Source organism: Stenotrophomonas sp. TWI587 (assembly GCF_039674145.1).
Taxonomy (GTDB): domain Bacteria; phylum Pseudomonadota; class Gammaproteobacteria; order Xanthomonadales; family Xanthomonadaceae; genus Stenotrophomonas; species Stenotrophomonas maltophilia_AY.
On the sequence record NZ_JBDJMW010000007.1, the window covers coordinates 181,975 to 200,782 of the forward strand.

Below are 18,808 nucleotides of genomic sequence, written 5' to 3' on the forward strand. Positions count from 1 at the left end.
TCAATGTCCTCATCGAAACCCGATCCGCTCAATACGGGCTCAAACCACCGAAATCTGGAACCGCTCGGCATGTTCCTTCGGCAGCACCTCCAGCAACCGCTGCCGCACCCGCTCGGCGTAGCCGGTGGAGGTCAGGCCCGGCAGCGCATCCAGTGCGGCCTGCAGCGCGGCCATGACCGTCTCGTCGCTGCGCGATTGCTGCAGGGTGTGGAACAGCGCCGCCGCCTGCGGATGACGCTGCAGTTCCAGAATGTCCAGCAGATAGATACGGGCGGCCACCAGCGATCGGCGGCGTTCGGTCATCGGCACCGGCACCGGCACCGGCACCGCGGTCGGTGTCACCGCACTCAACACCAGATACCCGCTCTGGATCAGCTGGATCACCATCGCCGGGGTTTCCGGGCCCACCAGCTGGCCCAGCTGCACCAGGTCGCGCTGGCCGTCGCACAGGATCAACAGCCGGCGCTGGCGCATGTCCAAGGGCGCACGGTGGGCCTGCAAAGCGGTGCGGGCGAGGTCGGTCTTCTGCGGTTGCATGGGGGCGGGGTCGATGCGGTGCAGGCCGAGCCTGAACGCGGCAGGTGAAACGCGGATGACAGCGACACTGTGCATGCCGCCCACACGGCGCTCGCGGTAGGCTGCGCCCATTCACCGGGAGGATGCAGGCATGAAACAGCTGGGAAGCATGATGGCAGTGGGGATGGTGCTGGCCTTGGCCGCGTGCGAGCGCACGCCGGAGACGCCGTCGGCCGATGCCGAAGCGGCCGTGCCTGCACCGGCGGCGGACACCGCGCCGGCAGCGCCCGCCACGGCGGCCCCGGGCCCGGCAACGCAGGGCCCGGCGCGGCTGGATGGCTACGGCCCCGTAGCGCTGGGCAGCACCCTTGAGGAAGTCCGGGCCGCCTGGAAGGAACCCCTGCAGGGCGAAGTGGCCGACGACTACTGCCACGCGCTGCGGCCCGAAGGCGCGCAGGCCGAGGACGTGATCTTCATGATCGAAGGCAAGCGTCTGGTGCGCTACGACGTGCGCAATGACCGTATCGTCGCCCCCGGTGGCGGCAAGGTCGGCATGTCGCTGGGCCAGCTGCAGACGCTGTACCCGGATCGCGGCGACCTGACCCCGCACAAGTACGATGAGAAGGGCCACAACCTGCGCGTGCGCCCGGCCACCGAGGGCGGTGCGCTGGTCAACTTCGAGATCAACGGCGATGGCAACGTCACCGCCTGGCGCGTCGGCAAGACTCCGCAGGTGGATTACGTGGAAGGCTGCTCCTGAGCCACCGGCGCCGCCCCGGCCACAGCGCCGGGGCGGGCCTTCACTGTTTGGCGTGGGCTGGCCCTAGAATCGGCTCACATCTGTCACCGGGGAGCCCCAGATGATCGCTGCCACTGTTTGGTTCGTGCTGGGCCTGGTGCTGTTGGCACTGGGCGGTGACTCCATCGTCCGGGCGGCCTCGGGGCTGGCCCAGCGCTTCGGGGCGTCGCCGTTCGTTGCAGGGCTGTTGCTGGTCGCCTTTGGCACGTCGCTGCCGGAGCTGGTGGTCAATGCGCGCGCCTTCGTGGTCGGCGCGGAAGAACTTGCGCTGGGCAATGCGGTCGGCAGCAACATCGTCAACGTCGGCCTGACCCTGGGCCTGGCGGCGCTGGCCGCGCCACTGCTGGTCCGCGCGCGGCTGCTCTCGCCCTTGCTGGTGTGTCTTGCCGCCGCCAGCGTGCTGCTGATCCTGTTCGGCCTGGATGGCGTGATCGCGCGCTGGGAAGGGGGCGTGCTGCTGCTCGCCTTCGTCGGTCTGCTGGTGTTCCTGCTGCGCCGGGCACGGTTGGAATCCGAGCCGGTGCGCGAGGCCATCGCCGGCTTTGCGATGACCCGTACCGGGCTGTTCCTCAATCTTCTGCGGCTGCTGTTTGCGGGTGTGTCCCTCTACTTCGGCGCGCGCTGGATCGTGCAGGCCGCACCGGTGTTCGGCGCCGGGCTGGGGTGGTCGCCGCTGCTGGTCGGCTTGCTGCCAGTGGCGATCGGCACGGCATTGCCCGAAGTGGCGGCCGCCATTGCCGCCGCCCGGCGTGGTCAGGGCGACATGGTGCTCGGCCACGTGATCGGCTCGAGCCTGTTCAACCTGCTGGTGGTGGTCGGTGGCATGGCCGCCCTGCGGCCGCTGGCGCTGCCCGGATCATTCGTGAAACTGGAGCTGCCGGCCGCGATCGCCTTCGTGCTGGTGCTCTATCCGATGCTGCGCGGTGACCTGACGATCAGCCGGCGCGAGGGCGCGGTGCTGGTGGTGGCCTTCGTCGGCTGGATCGCGCTGGAGCTGGCGTTGATCCGGGGCGGCTGAACGTCGCAATGCGTAGCGCCGACCGTGGGTCGGCTGCTGTCTGCCACGATGCATGCAGCCGACCAACGGTCGGCTCTACTGGCTGTCCCGGGAAACGGGGGCCTCGGCACCCTCGGTATCGCCCGGATGACGCGGTTCCGGCGGGGGCAGGGCCTCGTCCTCGGCGGACTTGTGGCCCGGCAGCTGCGGCCGGGTTTCCATCAGCAGCGACAGCGCGGCCTTGGCCATCATGTGCGCGCTGATCGGTGCGGTGATGAACAGGAACACCGTGATCAGCAGCTCGCGCGGCTGCGGATCTTCGCCCAAGAAAATGTGATAGCAGACCGAGCCGACCAGCACGCAGCCCACGCCCAGCGTGCTGGCCTTGGTCGGTGCGTGCAGGCGCTTGAAGAAGGTGGACAGCTTCACCAGGCCCAGCGCGCCAACCAGGATGAAGAAGCAGCCGAACAGCAGCAGGATCGACAGTACGATCTGGATGAAGGTGATCATTCGACGATGTCCCGGCGCAGCACGAACTTGCTCAGCACCACCGTGCTGCCGAAGCCGAGCATGGCGATGATCAGCGCGGCTTCGAAATACACCGCCGAGTTGAGGTACATGCCGAACAGCATCAGCTCGGCGATGGCCGTCACCGACAACGTGTCCAAGGCGAGGATGCGGTCCGGCACGGTCGGGCCGCGCAGCAGGCGCCAGGTGGCCAGCAGCATGGCCAGGCCGACCACGTGCATGCACACCACCATGGTGGTCTGGATGAACATATGTCCGGTCATGGGAAAATCTCCATCAGCGGGGCTTCGTAGCGGGATTTGATCTGCCGGATCAGCTCGTCAGGATCATCCAGATGCAGTACATGCACCAGCAGATAGCGGCGGTCATCGGACAACGCGGCCGAGACCGTGCCCGGGGTCAGCGTGATCATGCTGGTCAGCGCGGCGATGCCGTGGATGTTGGCGATGTCCAGCGGCAGCCAGATGAAGCCGGGGTGGATGCGGCGCTCCGGCCCCAGCACCTGGATCGCGACCCGGATGTTGGAGATCAGGATGTCCCACAGGGTCACGAACAGCAGCTTGGGCAGCGGCCGGAGCGAGCCGATGCGCGCGAACTCGCGGTCCAGCCGCGCGGCGAACAACGGCACCACCACGCCCAGGATCATGCCGAGCACGATCTGGCCGAGGGTGAAGCTGTCGGACATCAGCAGCCAGAACGCCACCACCATCACGCTCAGCGAAGGCGAGGGCAGGATGCGCTTGTAGAGGGAAGGCTTGCGCGTCATGGCTGGCGGATCTCCGGCGTAGTGGCGCGCAGTTCACCCACATAATCCTGGGGCTGCAGCAGCTGGGTGGCCATCGCATCGGTGTGCTGCATCAGCGGGCCGGCGAACACGCTCATCGCGATGCCGTAGCTGAGCAGCAACGCGGCGGCGAACAATTCCACCGTGCGCGTGGGCGCCTTGCGCGGCTTGGGTGCGCCTTCTTCAACCACCGGGACGCGCCAGAACAGGCGGATGCCGCCACGGGTCAGGCCGACGATCACCATCAGGCTGCTGCCCAGCACCGCGGCCCAGACCGCCCAGGTGTACTGCGCCGGCATGCCGGCCAGCAGCGCCGCCTTGGCCAGGAAGCCGGACAGCGGCGGCAGGCCGGCCACCGAGACGGCACCGATCAGGAACAGCACCGCAGGCGTTTCCTTGCCCGGCATCGGCGCGATGATTTCCTTCTTGTCGCTGGCACCGCCACGGCGGCGGCGGATCAGGTCGGCGATGAGGAACAGCGCGGCGGCCACGAAGGTGCTGTGCGGCAGGTAGTACAGGCCGGCCGACAGCACCTCGGGCGTACGCACCGAGAAGGCGATGAACAGCGTCGCCGCCGAGACCACCACCAGATAGGAGATCAGCACGCGCAGGCGTGCCGCGGCGAGCACGCCCAGGCCGCCCAGCACGAGGGTGGCCACACCGGCCCAGAGCAGCCACTGGCTGCCATAGCCGGCCATCGGGCCGGCACCGTCGCCGAACCACAGGGTGCTGACCCGCAGCACCGCGTACAGACCGACCTTGGTCATGATCGCGAACAGCGCGGCCACCGCGGCGGGCGCACGCGCATACGCTTCGGGCAGCCACAGGTACAGCGGCATCAGCGCGGCCTTGCTGCAGAACACCAGCAGCAACAGCCCCATCGTCGCCTTGACCAGGGTCAGGTGCGAAGCCGGCACTTCAGCGATGCGCTGGGACAGTTCGGCCATGTTGAGCGAGCCCAGCGAGGCGTACAGCAGGCCGAGTGCGATCAGGAACAGGGTCGAGGCGGTGACGTTGAACACCACGTAGTGCAGGCCGATGCGCATGCGCAGGCCGCGGCCGCCGCTGAGCAGCAGGCCGTAGGAGGCGATCAGCATCACCTCGAAGAACACGAACAGATTGAAGATGTCGCCGGTCAGGAAGGCGCCGTTGAGGCCGACCAGCTGGAACTGGAACAACGCATGGAAGTGCGGCGCGCGGCGGTCCCAGCCCGAACAGGCGTGCAGCAGGCAGGGGATGGCCAGCAGCAGTGTGGTCACCAGCATCCATGCCGAGAGCCGGTCGGCCACCAGCGCGATGCCCAGGCGCGAGGGCCAGTCACCCAGCAGGTACACCGCAATGCTGCCATCGGCGGTCTGCGCGAACAGCAGCGCGACGGCCGCGGCGAGCGCGGTCAGCGTGGTCCACGCCACAGTGCGCTGCACCTTCGGCCCATAGCGGCGATGCTCGACGAACAGCGAGCAGGCCGCGCCGAACAGCGGAATCAGGATGGGCAGGATCACCGCATGGTTCATGGGCCGCCCTCCCGGCCCGGCGCGGTATCGGCGGGGAGCTCTTCTTCTTCGTGCGCGTCCACGTGGTCGCTGTGGTTGTCGCTGCGGCTGCGCATGGCCAGCACGATGCTGACCGCCGTCATCGCAAAGGCGATCACGATGGCGGTCAGCACCAGCGCCTGCGGCAGCGGATCGGTGTAGTTGCCCAGATCGCTGTCGATGCCCTCACGGAGCACGGGGGCCTTGCCCTGGACCAGGCGTCCACCGGCAAAGATCAGCAGGTTGGTCGCATACGACAGGAAGGTCATGCCGAGAATCACATCGAAGCTGCGCGCGCGCAGCAACAGGTAGATGCCGATCGCGCTCAGTACGCCGATGGCGCTTGCCAGAGCCAGTTCCATCAGTGCATCTCCCCGGTTTTTGCCGAACGGCGGGTGGGATCGATCTCGCCTTTGCGGGCGCTGCGGGTGCGCGAGGGCTTGATCGTGCCCATCATCGAGAGCATCAGCATCACTCCGCCGAACACCACCAGGTACACACCGGTATCGAAGCCGATCGCACTCGCCAGCGGTACCTCGCCGATCAGCGGAATGTGCAGGTCCAGATGACCACTGGTCAGGAACGGCACGCCGAACAGCATCGAGGCGCAGCCACTGAGGATGGCGATCAGCAGACCGGCACCGATGCAGCGGATGTAGTCAAAGCCGAAGCGCGATTCCACCGAGGTGGTGCCCTGGATGACGTACTGGATCAGCAGCGGCACGGCCAGCACCAGGCCGGCGATGAAGCCGCCGCCGGGCGCGTTGTGGCCGCGCAGGAACAGGAAGATCGAGACGGTCAGGGTGAGCGGGAACATGATCTGGGCCAGATCGGCCGGCACTGGCAGCTTGATCGGCGGGCCGGGCATGATCTGTTCCGGCGCCATCCGCGAGCGGCGCAGCATGGCGTGCACCACCAGCGCGGCGATGCCGAACACGGTGATCTCACCGAAGGTATCAAAGCCACGGAAGTCGACCAGGATCACGTTGACCACGTTCTGCCCATACGCCTCCGGCAGCGCACGCGCCAGCAGCTCGCCGGCCATGGTGTTCGGCGGCAACGTCATGGCGGTGTAGGCCATCGCGGCCAGGCCGCCGCCGGCGACGATCGCGATCACCGCATCGCGCCGCTTGCGCCAGACCGACTTCTCCGGGGGCGACTGGATCGGCAGGTAGTTCATGCCCAGCAGCATCAGCACCAGGGTGACCATCTCCACCAGCAGCTGGGTCAGGGCCAGATCGGGCGCGGAGAGGAACACGAAGGTCAGCGAGACCATCAGGCCGACACCGCCGACCACCAGCACCGCCAGCAGGCGCTGCCGGTAGACGAACAGTGCGCCCAGCGCGCAGGCCATCATCACCAGCCACAGCGCCCAGCCCAGCAGTGGGATCGGCTGTGGCGAGGGCCAGTTGGGCGACGCCGGATTGGCCACGAACGGTGCGGCGGCGACGATGATCGCCACCACCACCAGCGCCATCAGCATGCGCTGCAGGCTGCCGTTGGCCAGGCCCTGGGTGAGCCGGTGGGCGAAGCCGAACACCAGGTCCAGCTGCTTGTGGAACAGGTTGCGGCCGATGCTGCGGCTGACCACCGCATGCAGGTTGATCAGGCGGCGCAGCCCGAAGTACAGCGCGATACCGCCAATGACGCCGGCGATGCTCATCATCAACGGGGTGTTGAAGCCATGCCAGACCGAGAGGCTGTAGGCCGGCATCGCCGCGCCGAGGATCGAGGAGGCGGCCGCGTGCAGCACCGGGGCGATGGTGATCGCCGGGGCGACGCCGACGGCCACGCAGACCACGACCAGGATCTCGACGGGCACCTTCATGAAGCGCGGCGGCTCATGCGGGACGCGGTCCAGATCATGCGGGCCTTTGCCGAAGAAGGTGTCGTGCACGAAGCGCAGGCTGTAGGCCACGCCGAACACGCCGGCCAGCAGTGCGGCGATCGACATCACCACGCGCATGGTTTCCGGACCGCCCGCGGTCAGCGCTTCGGCGAACAGCATTTCCTTGGACAGGAAGCCGTTGAGCAGCGGAATACCGGCCATCGCCAGCGAGGCGATGATCGCCAGCGCGCTGGTGATCGGCATCAACCGCCGCAGGCCGCCCAGCTTGCGCATGTCACGGGTGCCGGTCTCGTGGTCGATGATGCCCGCGGCCATGAATAGCGAGGCCTTGAAGGTGGCGTGGTTGAGGATGTGGAACACACCGGCCACCACCGCCATCGGCGTGGACAGGCCGAACAGCATGGTGATCAGGCCCAGGTGGGAGATCGTCGAATAGGCCAGCAGCCCCTTGAGGTCATGCTGGAAGATCGCGTTCCAGGCACCGATCAGCAGGGTGATCGCACCGATGCCGCTGACCGTATAGAAGAACAGATCGGTGCCGGCCAGCGCCGGATGCAGCCGTGCCAGCAGGAACACGCCGGCTTTGACCATCGTGGCCGAGTGCAGATAGGCCGAGACGGGGGTCGGCGCGGCCATCGCGTGCGGCAGCCAGAAGTGGAACGGAAACTGGGCGCTCTTGGTGAAGATGCCGGCCAGGACCAGGAACAGCGCATACGGATACAGCGAACTGGCGCGGATCAGATCGCCGGCGGCGAGCACGGCATCCAGTTCGAAGCTGCCCACGATGCGGCCGATCAGCAGCACGCCGCCGAGCAGGGCCAGGCCGCCACCGCCGGTGACCACCAGGGCCATGCGGGCGCCCTCGCGGGCGTCCTGGCGGTGCGACCAGAAGCCGATCAGCAGGAACGAGCTGATGCTGGTCATTTCCCAGAACACCATCAGCAGCAACAAGTTGCCCGACAGGACCATGCCCAGCATGGCGCCCATGAACAGCAGCAGGTAACAGTAGAAGCGATGGGCGCTGTCGCGGGCGCTGAGGTAGTAATGGGCGTACATCACCACCAGCGCACCGATCGCCAGCACCATCCCGGCGAACATCCAGGCCAGGCCGTCCAGGCGCAGCGAGAAGGCCAGGCCGATCTGCGGTATCCATTCCCCGTAACTGCGGACGATCCCGCCGTCCATGATCGCCGGGGTCATCGTCGCCAACAGCGCCAGTCCTCCCAGCGGAGCGGCCGCGGCTACCCAGGCGGCCGTGGAGCGGGAGGTGCGGCGGAATGAAGCGACGGCCACTGCCATCAGGAAGGGCAGGGCGAGCAGCAGGAGCAGACTAGGATTCATGCAGGGAATGCGGGATTCACGAGCAGGCCGTTCAGTCTAACAGGCAGGCAATTGCTGCCGATACACCCGAATACGCCCTCAATTGCATGTAACGTGCACTGATTCATTTTTTCCGGGCAGCGCCCGGCCCCATTCGGGTCCGTCGGCGGCCGTATGGAAGCCCGCTGCCGACTTTGCCGACTGTGGCCTCCCGACGCCTGTCGAAACGGGTCCGGAACCAGTCGTCGCAGGGGCTGCGGGGCCGAAACGGTGTGCACGAAGATGAACGGTGACCGTCGCTCGAAAGGCCACTGCGGACGATGCTGGAGGGTGCGGCGTGGAGTGCCGGTGAGTGTCCGCGCTCGTTCAGGAAAAGCGGGTCAGTAGCGCCAGTCCATCCGGCGATAGAGCTTGGCCAGCACCCACAGGGGACCGATCAGCAGGTAGACCAGATCGGTCAGGAAGCTCGGCTTGCGGCCTTCGTGCTTGTGGCCGATGAACTGTGCCACCCACGCCACGGCAAAAACCCCCAGCGCCAGCCAGAACAGGTTCACCAGGCCGATCTCGGCCTCCAGCAGCCGGCAGACGCAGCCGCTGACGAAGAAGAACGCGAGCATGCCGTAGCCCAGCGTGCGCGAGAGGCGGTTGTAGAAGCACCAGGCGGCGAACATCGCCAGGCCGGCCCAGATCCCGTTCTGGAACCAGGTGATCAGTGGCGGCAGGCACCACAGCAGGGCGATCACCGACCATGCGATCGCCGGGACGGCCGCGACGTGGATGCGCTGGTTCAGCGCATTGCGGTGATCGTCGGAATAGCTGGCGAAGTAGCGGTCGATCGGGCGTGCGACGGTGGTGGTGGCCATGTTCCCTCCCAGGATCTGCAGAGCATACCGCCGGTAGAGCGGACCGTTGGTCGCCTGCCTTCCATCGGCGGCCCGACATGGCCCCGGCATCGAAAACCGCGTTCCCCGGCGCATGGCCGGGGAACGCCGTGCCGGTCAGTCGACCGAGATGCCCGCCAAGCGCTGCAGCGCCTCGGCGTACTTGGCGCGGGTGCGCTCGATGATCTCGGCCGGGATGCTCGGGCCCGGGGCGGTCTTGCCCCAGTCCAGCGTCTCCAGGTAATCGCGGACGAACTGCTTGTCGTAGCTCGGCGGGCTGGTGCCCACCTCGTACTCGTCGGCCGGCCAGTAGCGCGAGGAATCCGGGGTCAGCATCTCGTCCATGATGTACAGACGGCCATCGGCATCGGTGCCGAACTCGAACTTGGTGTCGGCCAGGATGATGCCGCGCTCGCGGGCGTACTCGGCCGCGTACGTGTAGATGCGCAGGGTGGCATCGCGCACGCGCTCGGCCAGGTCCGCACCCACCGCCTTGACCATCGCATCGAAATCGATGTTCTCGTCATGGTCGCCGACGGCGGCCTTGGTCGAGGGAGTGAAGATCGGTTCGGGCAGCTGTTCGGCCTGGCGCAGGCCGTCCGGCAGCTCAATGCCGCTGATCTTGCCGGTGCGCTGGTAGTCCTTCCAGCCACTGCCGATCAGGTAGCCGCGGGCGATCGCCTCGACCGGGACCGGCTTGAGCTTGCGGGTGACCACGGCGCGTTTGGCGTACAGGGCCGGATCGACGCCCTCGGGCAGCACGCTGGCCACATCGATGCCGGTCAGGTGATTGGGCATCAGGTGCGCGGTCTTGGCGAACCAGAAGTTCGAGACCTGGCAGAGCATTTCGCCCTTGCCGGGGATCGGGTCGGGCAGCACCACGTCGAAGGCTGACAGACGGTCGGTGGCGACCATCAGCAGGTAGTCCCCCGGCGGAGTGCCGGCGGGGAGCCGGTCGCGCGGAATGTCGAAAACATCACGCACCTTGCCGCGATGGCGCAAGGGCAGGCCGGGGAGATCGGATTGCAACAACGTGGTCGGCACGGGCACTCCTGAGGCTTCGTCATGACAGCTGTCCAGGGGACCCGGAGGGCCCGCACAGACAGCGGGCGGCCTAGTGTAAAGCGGGTTGGGCCCGCTGTGACGTAAAATGAGGATCCTTTATCGCCTCGGCTGCCCAGACCACCATGCGCTGGTACGGAAAACTGCTCGGATTCATTGCTGGCGCCCTGTTGTTCAGGCCCAATCCGCTGTTCGGGGCCGTGTTCGGGCTGCTGCTGGGGCATGCCTTCGATGCCGACTGGTTCCGGCTGAACAGGGAAAACCCCTACCGCGAGCTGGGGCTGACCTCCGAGGCGACCGATGCCGAGATCGACCTGGCCTACCGCCGGCTGATGTCCCAGTACCACCCGGACAAGGTGGTCGGCGCAGCGCCGGAGCTGCGCCAGCAGGCCGAGCGCAAGTCGCGCCAGCTCAATGCCGCCTACGACCGCATCAAGACCCTGCGCAAGCGCTGATTCCGCGCGGCGCCCCCTTTCAACCTCCTGAAGGCCCCGGCCATGTCCAACTGCATCATTGCTCCCTCCATTCTGTCCGCCGATTTCGCCCGCCTGGGCGAAGAAGTGGACAACGTGCTCGCGGCCGGCGCCGACTGGGTGCATTTCGATGTGATGGACAACCATTACGTGCCGAATCTGACGATCGGCCCGCTGGTCTGCCAGGCCCTGCGCAAGCACGGCGTGACCGCGCCGATCGACGTGCATCTGATGGTGGAGCCGGTGGACCGCATCATTCCCGATTTCGCCGAGGCCGGCGCGACCTACATCAGCTTCCATCCGGAGGCGAGTCGCCACGTGCACCGCACGATCCAGCTGATCCGGTCGCTGGGCTGCAAGCCGGGCGTGGTGCTCAATCCTGCCACGCCGGTTGAGGTGCTGGACTGGGTGCTCGATGACCTCGATCTGGTGCTGGTGATGTCGGTCAATCCGGGTTTCGGCGGCCAGGCCTTCATTCCGTCGGCGCTGGACAAGGTGCGCGCGATCCGCAAGAAGATCGATGCCAGTGGTAAGGACATCCGCCTGGAGATCGACGGTGGCGTGAAGGCCGACAACATCGGCGCCATCGCGGCGGCGGGGGCCGATGCGTTCGTGGCCGGCTCGGCGATCTTCAATGCGAAGACCAGCTACCAGGACATCATTGCGCAGATGCGCAGCAACGTCGCCGCGGCGCGGGGCTGAGCCATGCAACCGGTGGCTGCCGTGACCATCCGCGTGGCCACCGCCGAGGATGCGGGGCTGATCCTGCGCTTCATCCGCGAGTTGGCGATCTACGAGAAGGCCGAGTCGTCGGTGCAGACCGATGAAGCGGGCATCCGGGCGAGTCTGTTCGGCCCCGATGCCAAGGCGCATGCACTGATCTGCGAAGCTGACGGCGTGGCCATCGGGTATGCCGTGTACTTCTACAATTACTCGACGTGGTTGGGCCGCAACGGGATCTATCTGGAGGATCTGTACGTCAGCCCGGAGAGCCGCGGCAGCGGTGCCGGCAAGGCGCTGCTGCAGCACATCGCCCGCATCGCCGTAGCCGAAAACTGCGGCCGGTTCGAGTGGTCGGTGCTGGACTGGAATGAACCGGCGATCCAGTTCTACCAGGCCGCCGGTGCGAAGCCGCAAAGCGAGTGGACGGTGTACCGGATGGAAGGTGAAGCGTTGCGGACCTTCGCCCAAGGCTGAGCTGTCTTAAAAAAAAGACCGCACCATTTCTGGTGCGGCCCTGGGAATAGCGGGAGGCTGATCCTGCCTCCATCCATCTTCCTTGCTATGGCCTTCCATTCTCCTGGCCTTTGGTGACGCTTTGATGACGTTCACCGGCGGCCACGCCGTCCGCTGCTAGCCTTCGCTTCCCCACTCCCTGGAAGTACCGCATGAGCCGTCCCCATTGGCGTTTGATCCTCAACGGCAAGGCCACCGGCAATGAGGATGTGCGCGAGGCGGTGGCGGCGCTGCGCGAGCGCGGGGTGCAGCTGGAGGTGCGGGTGACCTGGGAATCGGGCGATGCCGAGCGCTATGTGGCCGAGGCCATCGCGCATGGAGTCGATACGATCATCGCGGCCGGCGGTGACGGCACCCTCAGTGAGGTGGCCGAAACGCTGGCGCATCGCGAGGAGTCGGCTGACGCGCTGCCGTCGCTGGGCCTGTTGCCGTTGGGCACTGCCAATGACTTCGCCACCGCGGCGGAGATTCCCGATGAACCGTTGGGGGCACTGGAGCTGATCATGCATGCGCCGGCGCGCCCGGTCGATCTGCTGCGCATCGATGCCGATGGCAAGGTGTGGTGGTGCGCCAACGTCGCCAGCGGCGGGTTCGGCACCGAAGTCACGGTGGAGACCGATGAGGGCCTGAAGAAGGTGCTCGGCGGGTTGGCCTATCTGGTTACCGGAATATCGCGGCTGGGGCGGATCGATCCGATCCAGGCGCGGGTCCGGGCGCCGGGGTTCGAGTGGGCCGGTGGCTTCATCGCCCTCGGCGTCGGCAACGGCCGCCAGGCCGGCGGTGGGCAGGTGCTGTGCCCGGAGGCGCTGATCAACGATGGTGTGCTCGATATCACGGTGATCCCTGAGCTGAGCGGGGAGGTCGCCTCCACCTTTGCCGCACTGGTCAAAGGCGGCAAGCGCGGTGCGCTGGAACAGGTAGCCGAACGTGTGCAGGCGCCGTGGGTGGAGATCGACGCCGAGGCGCCGCTGACGCTCAATCTGGATGGCGAACCGGTCCAGGCCCGGCACTTCCGCATCGACTGCGTGCCGGGGCGGGTCAACCTGCATGTGGCGCTGGACAGCCCGCTGCTGTCGCGGGGCTGATACGCCAGGCGGCGCCGGGTTCCATCCGGTGCCGTCAATGCGGTACAGTCGCCGGGTGTCCATTCTGACGACCCCGCATACCCTTTCTTCCGCTCGCCGTTGGTGGCGATGGTGGCCTGTTGCCGTCGTCCGTCCCGCCACCGCCGTTTCCCGGAAGGAAAGTCGTCTTGATTACGCTCGAGCAGTTCCAGCAGCAGGCCGCTGAAGGCCACACCCGCATCCCCGTCGTCCGTGAAGTGCTGTCCGACCTGGACACGCCGCTTTCGGTCTATCTGAAGCTCGCCGACGGCCCGCATACCTATCTGTTTGAATCGGTCGAAGGCGGCGAACGCTTCGGGCGCTATTCCATCATCGGCCTGCCGGCGCGCCGGGTGTATGCCTTCCACGGCCATACCCTGATCATCAGCGAGTCCGGCGCCGTGGTGGAAACCCGCGAGGTCGCCGACCCCTTCACCGAAGTTGAAGCGCTGCGCAGCGCCCACTCGGTGCCCAAGCTGGCCGGTCTGCCGGGCTTCACCGGTGGCCTGGTCGGCTGGTTCGGCTTTGAGTGCATCGGTTACATCGAGCCGCGCCTGGCCCCGCCGCGTGGCCGCGATGAGCTGGGCACGCCGGACATCCTGCTGCTTCACTCCGAAGAGCTGGCGGTGTTCGACAACCTCAAGGGCCGCCTGTACCTGATCGTGCATGCCGACCCGGGTCAGCCCGGTGCCTGGGAGGATGCCCAGGCCAAGCTGGATGCGCTGGTCGCCAAGCTGCGTGCCCCCGGCGCCGGCTATCCCGCGCCGATCACCCGCGACGTGCTGGACGAGAACGATTTCGTCTCCGGCTTCACCCGCGAGGGCTTCATCGCCGCGGTCGACAAATCCAAGGAATACATCCGCGCCGGCGACATTTTCCAGGTGGTGCTGAGCCAGCGCCTGAGCGTGCCGTTCAAGGCGCGCCCGGTGGATGTGTACCGCGCGCTGCGTGCGCTCAATCCCTCGCCGTACATGTACTTCCTCGACACCGGCGACGTGCAGGTGGTCGGCTCTTCGCCGGAAATCCTGGTGCGTCTGCAGGACGGTGAAGTCACCGTGCGCCCGATCGCCGGCACCCGCCCGCGTGGCGCGACGGTGGAAGAAGACAACGCACTGGAAGTCGAACTGCTGGCCGATCCCAAGGAACGTGCCGAGCATCTGATGCTGATCGATCTGGGTCGCAACGATGCAGGCCGCGTCTCCAAGGCCGGCACCGTGGAAGTGGGCGAGCAGTTCGTGATCGAACGCTACAGCCACGTCATGCACATCGTCAGCGAAGTCACCGGGCAGCTGCAGCCGGGCCTGAGCTACGCCGACGTGCTGCGCGCGACGTTCCCCGCCGGCACCGTCAGCGGCGCGCCGAAGATCCGCGCGCTGGAAGTGATCCGCGAGCTGGAACCGATCAAGCGCAACGTCTACGCCGGCAGCATCGGCTACATCGGCTGGCATGGCGATGCCGATACCGCGATCGCGATCCGCACCGCGGTGATCAAGGATGGCCGCCTGCACGTGCAGGCCGGCGCCGGCATCGTCTACGACTCGGACCCGGGCAAGGAATGGGACGAGACGATGAACAAGGGCCGCGCGCTGTTCCGTGCGGTCGCGCAGGCTGCCAAGGGCCTGTAAGGCTTCCGTGCCGTGGCCTTGGCCGCGGCGTTCGCTGCATCCCACACTCGACAAGGATCAAATGCATGAAGCTGCTGCACGCACTGCTGCTGTCGTCGACGCTTGCCATGGTGGCCCCGAATGCGTGGGCGCAGGCGAATACCATTCCTTCGCAGCCACACCTGCTGGTCAAGGGCGATGCTGCGCGCCAGGTCATGCCTGATCGTTTCGGTGTTTCAGTGCACCTGGTGTCGGTGGACCTGAAGACCGAATCGGCGCGACGTCGCGTGCAGGCAAACGGGAGGCAGGTCATCGCGCTGTTGAAGCGCAATGGAGCATTGGCCGACAGCGTGAAGGCCGAGAACCTGCAGGTGAGTCCGCAGACCCGTTACAAGGACGGCACAAGCGTCTTTGTTGGCATCTCGGTGAGCCAGTCATTGCAGGCCACTTTCGCCGATGGCGCGAGTCTGCAGCGGTTTCTCGGTGATCTTCAGGCCAGCCAGGAAGTGCAGGTGTCCACCCAGAGGCCTACTTATTCCGCGGAAGCGACGCTGCGCGCCGAGCTGAAGGCCGAGGCAGCCGCGCATACTCGCGAGTCTGCCAAGGGCCTGGCGGCGGCCTATGGCGCAAAGGTCATCGGCCTATACAGCATTTCCGATGTCGCCCCGGATTTCGCCTACGGCGTGCAGGCAGGTCAATGGTCGCGTGCGCAGGACGCGCTGCCGCCGGTCAAGAACCTGTCTCCGCCCAAGCCAGGCCCGGTCGGCGCGCCCCAAGATGGCTTCAGCGACAGCGGCGAAGTCATCGCATCCGGCCCCATCACGTACACCGAAAACGTGTACGCCATTTTCCTCATTCAAGACGGACCCTGACCATGTTGTTGATGCTCGACAACTACGACAGCTTCACCTACAACCTCGTGCAGTACCTGCAGACGCTGGGCGCCGAGGTGAAGGTGGTGCGCAACGACGCGTTGAGCGTCGATGAGATCGCCGCGCTTGCCCCCGAGCGCATCGTGATTTCGCCCGGCCCGTGCACGCCGAACGAAGCGGGCGTGTCGCTGGAGCTGATCCGCCGGCTCGGCCCGACCACGCCGATCCTGGGCGTGTGCCTGGGCCACCAGAGCATCGGCCAGGTCTACGGCGGCGATGTGATCCGCGCCACCAACATCATGCACGGCAAGACCTCGCCGATCCGGCATGAGGGCAAGGGCGTGTTCGCCGGCCTGCCGGACCGCTACCAGGCCACGCGCTACCACTCGCTGGTGGTCGACAAGACCACGCTGCCGGCGTGTCTGGAAATGACGGCCTGGACCGAGAACGCGGACGGCTCGATCGAAGAGATCATGGGCCTGCGCCATCGCGAGTATCCGGTCGAGGGCGTGCAGTTCCATCCCGAGTCGATCCTCACCGAGCATGGCCACGCCCTGCTGAAGAATTTCCTGCAGCGCTGAGCGCGCTGCACCTGCATCACAAAGGACCCCGCATGACCTTCTCCCCCCAGGAAGCCCTGCAGCGCACCATCGAGCACCGCGAAATCTTCTTCGACGAAATGGTCGACCTGATGCGGCAGATCATGCGCGGTGAAGTGTCGCCGGTGATGACCGCTGCGATCCTGACCGGCCTGCGGGTCAAGAAGGAAACCATCGGCGAAATCGCCGGTGCCGCCACCGTGATGCGCGAGCTCGCGCTGGCGGTGCCGGTGGAGGACAAGACGCATCTGGTGGATATCGTCGGCACCGGTGGCGATGGCTCGCATACCTTCAACATCTCCACCTGCGCGATGTTCGTGGTGTCCGCGGCCGGGGCCAAGGTGGCCAAGCATGGCAACCGCAGTGTCTCCTCCAAGTCCGGCAGCGCCGATGCGGTTGAAGCACTCGGCGCGATCATCGATCTGCAGCCGGAGGAGGTCGCACGTGCCATCACCGAGACCGGTATCGGCTTCATGTTCGCGCCGATGCACCACCCGGCGATGAAGGTCGTCGCGCCGGTACGCCGCGAGATGGGTGTGCGCACGATCTTCAACATCCTCGGCCCGCTGACCAATCCGGTGGGTGCGACCAACGTGCTGATGGGCGTGTTCCATTCGGATCTGGTCGGCATCCAGGCGCGCGTGCTGCGTGAACTCGGCGCCGAACGCGCGCTGGTGGTGTGGGGCCGCGACAACATGGATGAGATCTCGCTCGGCGCCGGCACGCTGGTGGGCGAGCTGCGCGACGGCAAGGTGCGCGAGTATGAGATCCATCCGGAAGATTTCGGCATCGCGATGTCGGCCAGCCGCAACCTCAAGGTGGACAGCCCGGAGGAATCCATCGCGATGCTGCGCGGGGTGCTCGAAAACCAGCCCGGCCCGGCGCTGGACATCGTGGCGCTCAACGCCGGTGCGGCGCTGTATGTGGCCGGTGTCGCCGACAGCATCGCCGATGGCCTGGCCCGTGCCCGTGCGGCGCTGGCCGATGGGAGTGCGCGCTCGCGGATGGAGCAGTACGTTGCCGCCACCCGACGTATCCGGGCGGCCGTCTGAGCCCGCGTTTTCAGAATTCAGCGGGGCTGGTCGATAATGGCCGGCCTCCAGGACCCCAATGACATGAGCGACATCCTCGATACCATCCTGGCCCGCAAGGCCGACGAAGTCGCTGCACGCCGTGCCCAGGTGCCGCTTGAAGCACTGATCGCGCGCGTGGAACAGGCGCCGCCGGTGCGCGGCTTCGCTGATGCGCTGCGCGCCTCGATTGCCGCGGGCAACCCGGCCGTGATCGCCGAAATCAAGAAGGCCAGCCCGTCCAAGGGCGTGATCCGTCCGGACTTCCATCCGGCCGACATCGCGGTGAGCTACGAATTCGGCGGTGCCAGCTGTCTGTCGGTGCTGACCGACGTGGATTTCTTCCAGGGCAGCGACGCCTACCTGCAGCAGGCGCGTGACGCCTGCACGCTGCCGGTGCTGCGCAAGGACTTCGTGATCGATGCCTACCAGGTGTATGAAGCGCGCGTGCTCGGCGCGGACTGCATCCTGCTGATCGTGGCCGCCCTCGACGACCGTCAGCTGGCCGAACTGTCCGACCTGGCCATGCAGCTGGGCATGGACGTACTGGTGGAAGTGCATGACATCGATGAGCTTGAGCGCGCCATCCAGGTGCCGGTGCCGCTGATCGGCATCAACAACCGTAATCTGCGCACCTTCGAGGTGTCGCTGCAGACCACGCTGGACATGCGCCAGGCTGTGCCGCGCGACCGCCTGCTGGTGACCGAAAGCGGCATCCTCGGCCCGGCGGACGTCACCGTGATGCGCCAGGCCGGGGTCAACGCGTTCCTGGTCGGCGAGGCCTTCATGCGTGTGGAAGAGCCCGGCGAGGGCCTGCGTCAGCTATTCTTCAGCGCATGACAGCGATCTACCCAACGCCGCGCGACGACGCCCCGCTGGTGGTCTTCGATTTCGATCACACCCTGTATGACGGCGATTCCGGCAGCCATCTGTTTGCCTGGCTGATCAAGCGCAACCCGCTGCGGCTGTTGGCCGCGCTCATCGCGACGCCGCTGCTCGGCCCGCTGGTGGCGTTCCTGCCCACCCGCCGCCGGGGCATTTCCGGTTATGTCTGGATCGCCACGTTCGGTCTGCACCGGGCGCGCGAGTTCAACAAGGTGATCGACCGCTATGTGCTCAAGCACGAGGCCGATATCCGCCGCCGCCTGCTACCGGTCGCGCTGGACGTGTTTGCCCGGCATCGTGCCGCCGGCGACCGCGTGGTGGTCGCCACTGGCGCACCGCCGGAGCTTGCCCGCGCCATCCTGGCCTTCGTCGCCCACCAGGGCGTGCCGGTGATCGGCAGTGAGGTCGGCCCGTTCTTGGGCGCGGTGATCGCCACCCGGCACTGCCACAACGAAGAAAAGATGCGGATGCTGCGCGAACGCGGCTATGGCGACATCGACGTTGCGTACTCCGACAGCAGCGCCGACCTGCCGCTGCTGCTGGCCGCGGCGGCCCCGGTGGTGGTTAATCCGAAGGCGTCACGCGTGGACTATTTCCGCCAGGTGCTGCCACCGGGCACCCCGGTGCTCAACTGGGGCTGTGTCGATCGGGCCGGTGACAAGGTCTGATGCGACGTTGAAATAGCCAGGAAGGGTCTG

At 66.7% G+C, this 18,808-nt stretch carries 21 protein-coding genes; 12 read left to right on the top strand and 9 right to left on the bottom strand.

All coding sequences use genetic code 11. The features are described from left to right. Positions 1-39: 39 nt before the first annotated feature. Positions 40-537, bottom strand: a complete 498-nt coding sequence (locus ABE464_RS13350) for a hypothetical protein (protein ID WP_346472425.1) — start codon at positions 535-537, stop codon at positions 40-42. 130 nt (positions 538-667) lie between these two features. Here ABE464_RS13350 and ABE464_RS13355 point away from each other — a divergent pair, with 130 nt between their 5' ends. Beyond that, positions 668-1,276 (top strand): hypothetical protein, encoded by a 609-nt coding sequence (locus ABE464_RS13355; protein WP_346472361.1) that lies wholly within the window; start codon positions 668-670, stop codon positions 1,274-1,276. Positions 1,277-1,376: 100 nt separating this feature from the next. After that, positions 1,377-2,333 (top strand): sodium:calcium antiporter, encoded by a 957-nt coding sequence (locus ABE464_RS13360; RefSeq protein WP_346472362.1) that lies wholly within the window; start codon positions 1,377-1,379, stop codon positions 2,331-2,333. Positions 2,334-2,408: 75 nt separating this feature from the next. Here the strand turns inward: ABE464_RS13360 and ABE464_RS13365 are convergent, their stop codons facing one another. The 8 genes from ABE464_RS13365 to ABE464_RS13400 all read right to left on the bottom strand — a co-directional run bounded on the left by ABE464_RS13365 (position 2,409) and on the right by ABE464_RS13400 (position 10,250). Then, a complete protein-coding gene (locus ABE464_RS13365; protein WP_346472363.1) occupies positions 2,409-2,822 on the bottom strand; it encodes a Na+/H+ antiporter subunit G in 414 nt (137 codons plus the stop codon). Continuing rightward, entirely contained in the window at positions 2,819-3,103 is a 285-nt protein-coding gene (locus ABE464_RS13370; protein WP_019185292.1) for a K+/H+ antiporter subunit F, read from the bottom strand. The genes ABE464_RS13365 and ABE464_RS13370 overlap by 4 nt, the downstream gene beginning before the upstream one ends. Next, positions 3,100-3,606 carry a Na+/H+ antiporter subunit E gene (locus ABE464_RS13375; RefSeq protein WP_346472364.1) on the bottom strand — a complete coding sequence of 169 codons (507 nt, stop codon included), beginning with the start codon at positions 3,604-3,606 and terminating at the stop codon, positions 3,100-3,102. The genes ABE464_RS13370 and ABE464_RS13375 overlap by 4 nt, the downstream gene beginning before the upstream one ends. Then, the gene (locus ABE464_RS13380; protein ID WP_346472365.1) at positions 3,603-5,138 is read right to left on the bottom strand and encodes a monovalent cation/H+ antiporter subunit D; all 1,536 of its coding nucleotides are present in this window, start codon (positions 5,136-5,138) and stop codon (positions 3,603-3,605) included. The genes ABE464_RS13375 and ABE464_RS13380 overlap by 4 nt, the downstream gene beginning before the upstream one ends. Then, complete coding sequence (locus tag ABE464_RS13385; RefSeq protein WP_346472366.1) at positions 5,135-5,518, bottom strand: Na+/H+ antiporter subunit C; 384 nt, start codon at positions 5,516-5,518, stop codon at positions 5,135-5,137. Before ABE464_RS13385 ends, ABE464_RS13380 begins: the two co-directional genes overlap by 4 nt. Next, positions 5,518-8,346, bottom strand: a complete 2,829-nt coding sequence (locus ABE464_RS13390) for a monovalent cation/H+ antiporter subunit A (RefSeq protein ID WP_346472367.1) — start codon at positions 8,344-8,346, stop codon at positions 5,518-5,520. Before ABE464_RS13390 ends, ABE464_RS13385 begins: the two co-directional genes overlap by 1 nt. Positions 8,347-8,705: 359 nt before the next feature. Beyond that, positions 8,706-9,188 carry an Mpo1-like protein gene (locus tag ABE464_RS13395; RefSeq protein ID WP_346472368.1) on the bottom strand — a complete coding sequence of 161 codons (483 nt, stop codon included), beginning with the start codon at positions 9,186-9,188 and terminating at the stop codon, positions 8,706-8,708. 135 nt (positions 9,189-9,323) lie between these two features. Next, positions 9,324-10,250 (bottom strand): phosphoribosylaminoimidazolesuccinocarboxamide synthase, encoded by a 927-nt coding sequence (locus tag ABE464_RS13400; RefSeq protein WP_346472369.1) that lies wholly within the window; start codon positions 10,248-10,250, stop codon positions 9,324-9,326. A gap of 143 nt (positions 10,251-10,393) precedes the next feature. Between ABE464_RS13400 and ABE464_RS13405 the strand changes: the two genes are divergently transcribed. The 10 genes from ABE464_RS13405 (at position 10,394) to ABE464_RS13450 (ending at position 18,778) form a co-directional block, all read left to right on the top strand. After that, a complete protein-coding gene (locus ABE464_RS13405) occupies positions 10,394-10,723 on the top strand; it encodes a DnaJ domain-containing protein (RefSeq protein ID WP_346472370.1) in 330 nt (109 codons plus the stop codon). Positions 10,724-10,765: 42 nt separating this feature from the next. Beyond that, the gene (gene rpe, locus ABE464_RS13410; RefSeq protein WP_346472371.1) at positions 10,766-11,443 is read left to right on the top strand and encodes a ribulose-phosphate 3-epimerase; all 678 of its coding nucleotides are present in this window, start codon (positions 10,766-10,768) and stop codon (positions 11,441-11,443) included. A gap of 12 nt (positions 11,444-11,455) precedes the next feature. Next, positions 11,456-11,938 carry a GNAT family N-acetyltransferase gene (locus tag ABE464_RS13415; protein ID WP_346472426.1) on the top strand — a complete coding sequence of 161 codons (483 nt, stop codon included), beginning with the start codon at positions 11,456-11,458 and terminating at the stop codon, positions 11,936-11,938. Between the two features lie 191 nt (positions 11,939-12,129). Then, positions 12,130-13,062, top strand: a complete 933-nt coding sequence (yegS, locus tag ABE464_RS13420; RefSeq protein WP_346472372.1) for a lipid kinase YegS — start codon at positions 12,130-12,132, stop codon at positions 13,060-13,062. A 167-nt stretch (positions 13,063-13,229) separates the two neighbouring features. Continuing rightward, on the top strand, positions 13,230-14,705 hold the full coding sequence (gene trpE / locus ABE464_RS13425) for an anthranilate synthase component I (protein WP_346472373.1): 1,476 nt from the start codon (positions 13,230-13,232) through the stop codon (positions 14,703-14,705). Positions 14,706-14,770: 65 nt separating this feature from the next. Then, positions 14,771-15,556, top strand: coding sequence for an SIMPL domain-containing protein (locus ABE464_RS13430; RefSeq protein ID WP_346472374.1), 786 nt, complete (start codon positions 14,771-14,773; stop codon positions 15,554-15,556). Between the two features lie 2 nt (positions 15,557-15,558). Beyond that, positions 15,559-16,137 (top strand): aminodeoxychorismate/anthranilate synthase component II, encoded by a 579-nt coding sequence (locus ABE464_RS13435; RefSeq protein ID WP_259258836.1) that lies wholly within the window; start codon positions 15,559-15,561, stop codon positions 16,135-16,137. A gap of 32 nt (positions 16,138-16,169) precedes the next feature. After that, positions 16,170-17,207, top strand: coding sequence for an anthranilate phosphoribosyltransferase (gene trpD, locus ABE464_RS13440; protein ID WP_346472375.1), 1,038 nt, complete (start codon positions 16,170-16,172; stop codon positions 17,205-17,207). A 63-nt stretch (positions 17,208-17,270) separates the two neighbouring features. Continuing rightward, on the top strand, positions 17,271-18,065 hold the full coding sequence (gene trpC / locus ABE464_RS13445; RefSeq protein ID WP_346472376.1) for an indole-3-glycerol phosphate synthase TrpC: 795 nt from the start codon (positions 17,271-17,273) through the stop codon (positions 18,063-18,065). Beyond that, entirely contained in the window at positions 18,062-18,778 is a 717-nt protein-coding gene (locus tag ABE464_RS13450; RefSeq protein ID WP_346472377.1) for a haloacid dehalogenase-like hydrolase, read from the top strand. Before trpC ends, ABE464_RS13450 begins: the two co-directional genes overlap by 4 nt. Positions 18,779-18,808: the final 30 nt, after the last annotated feature.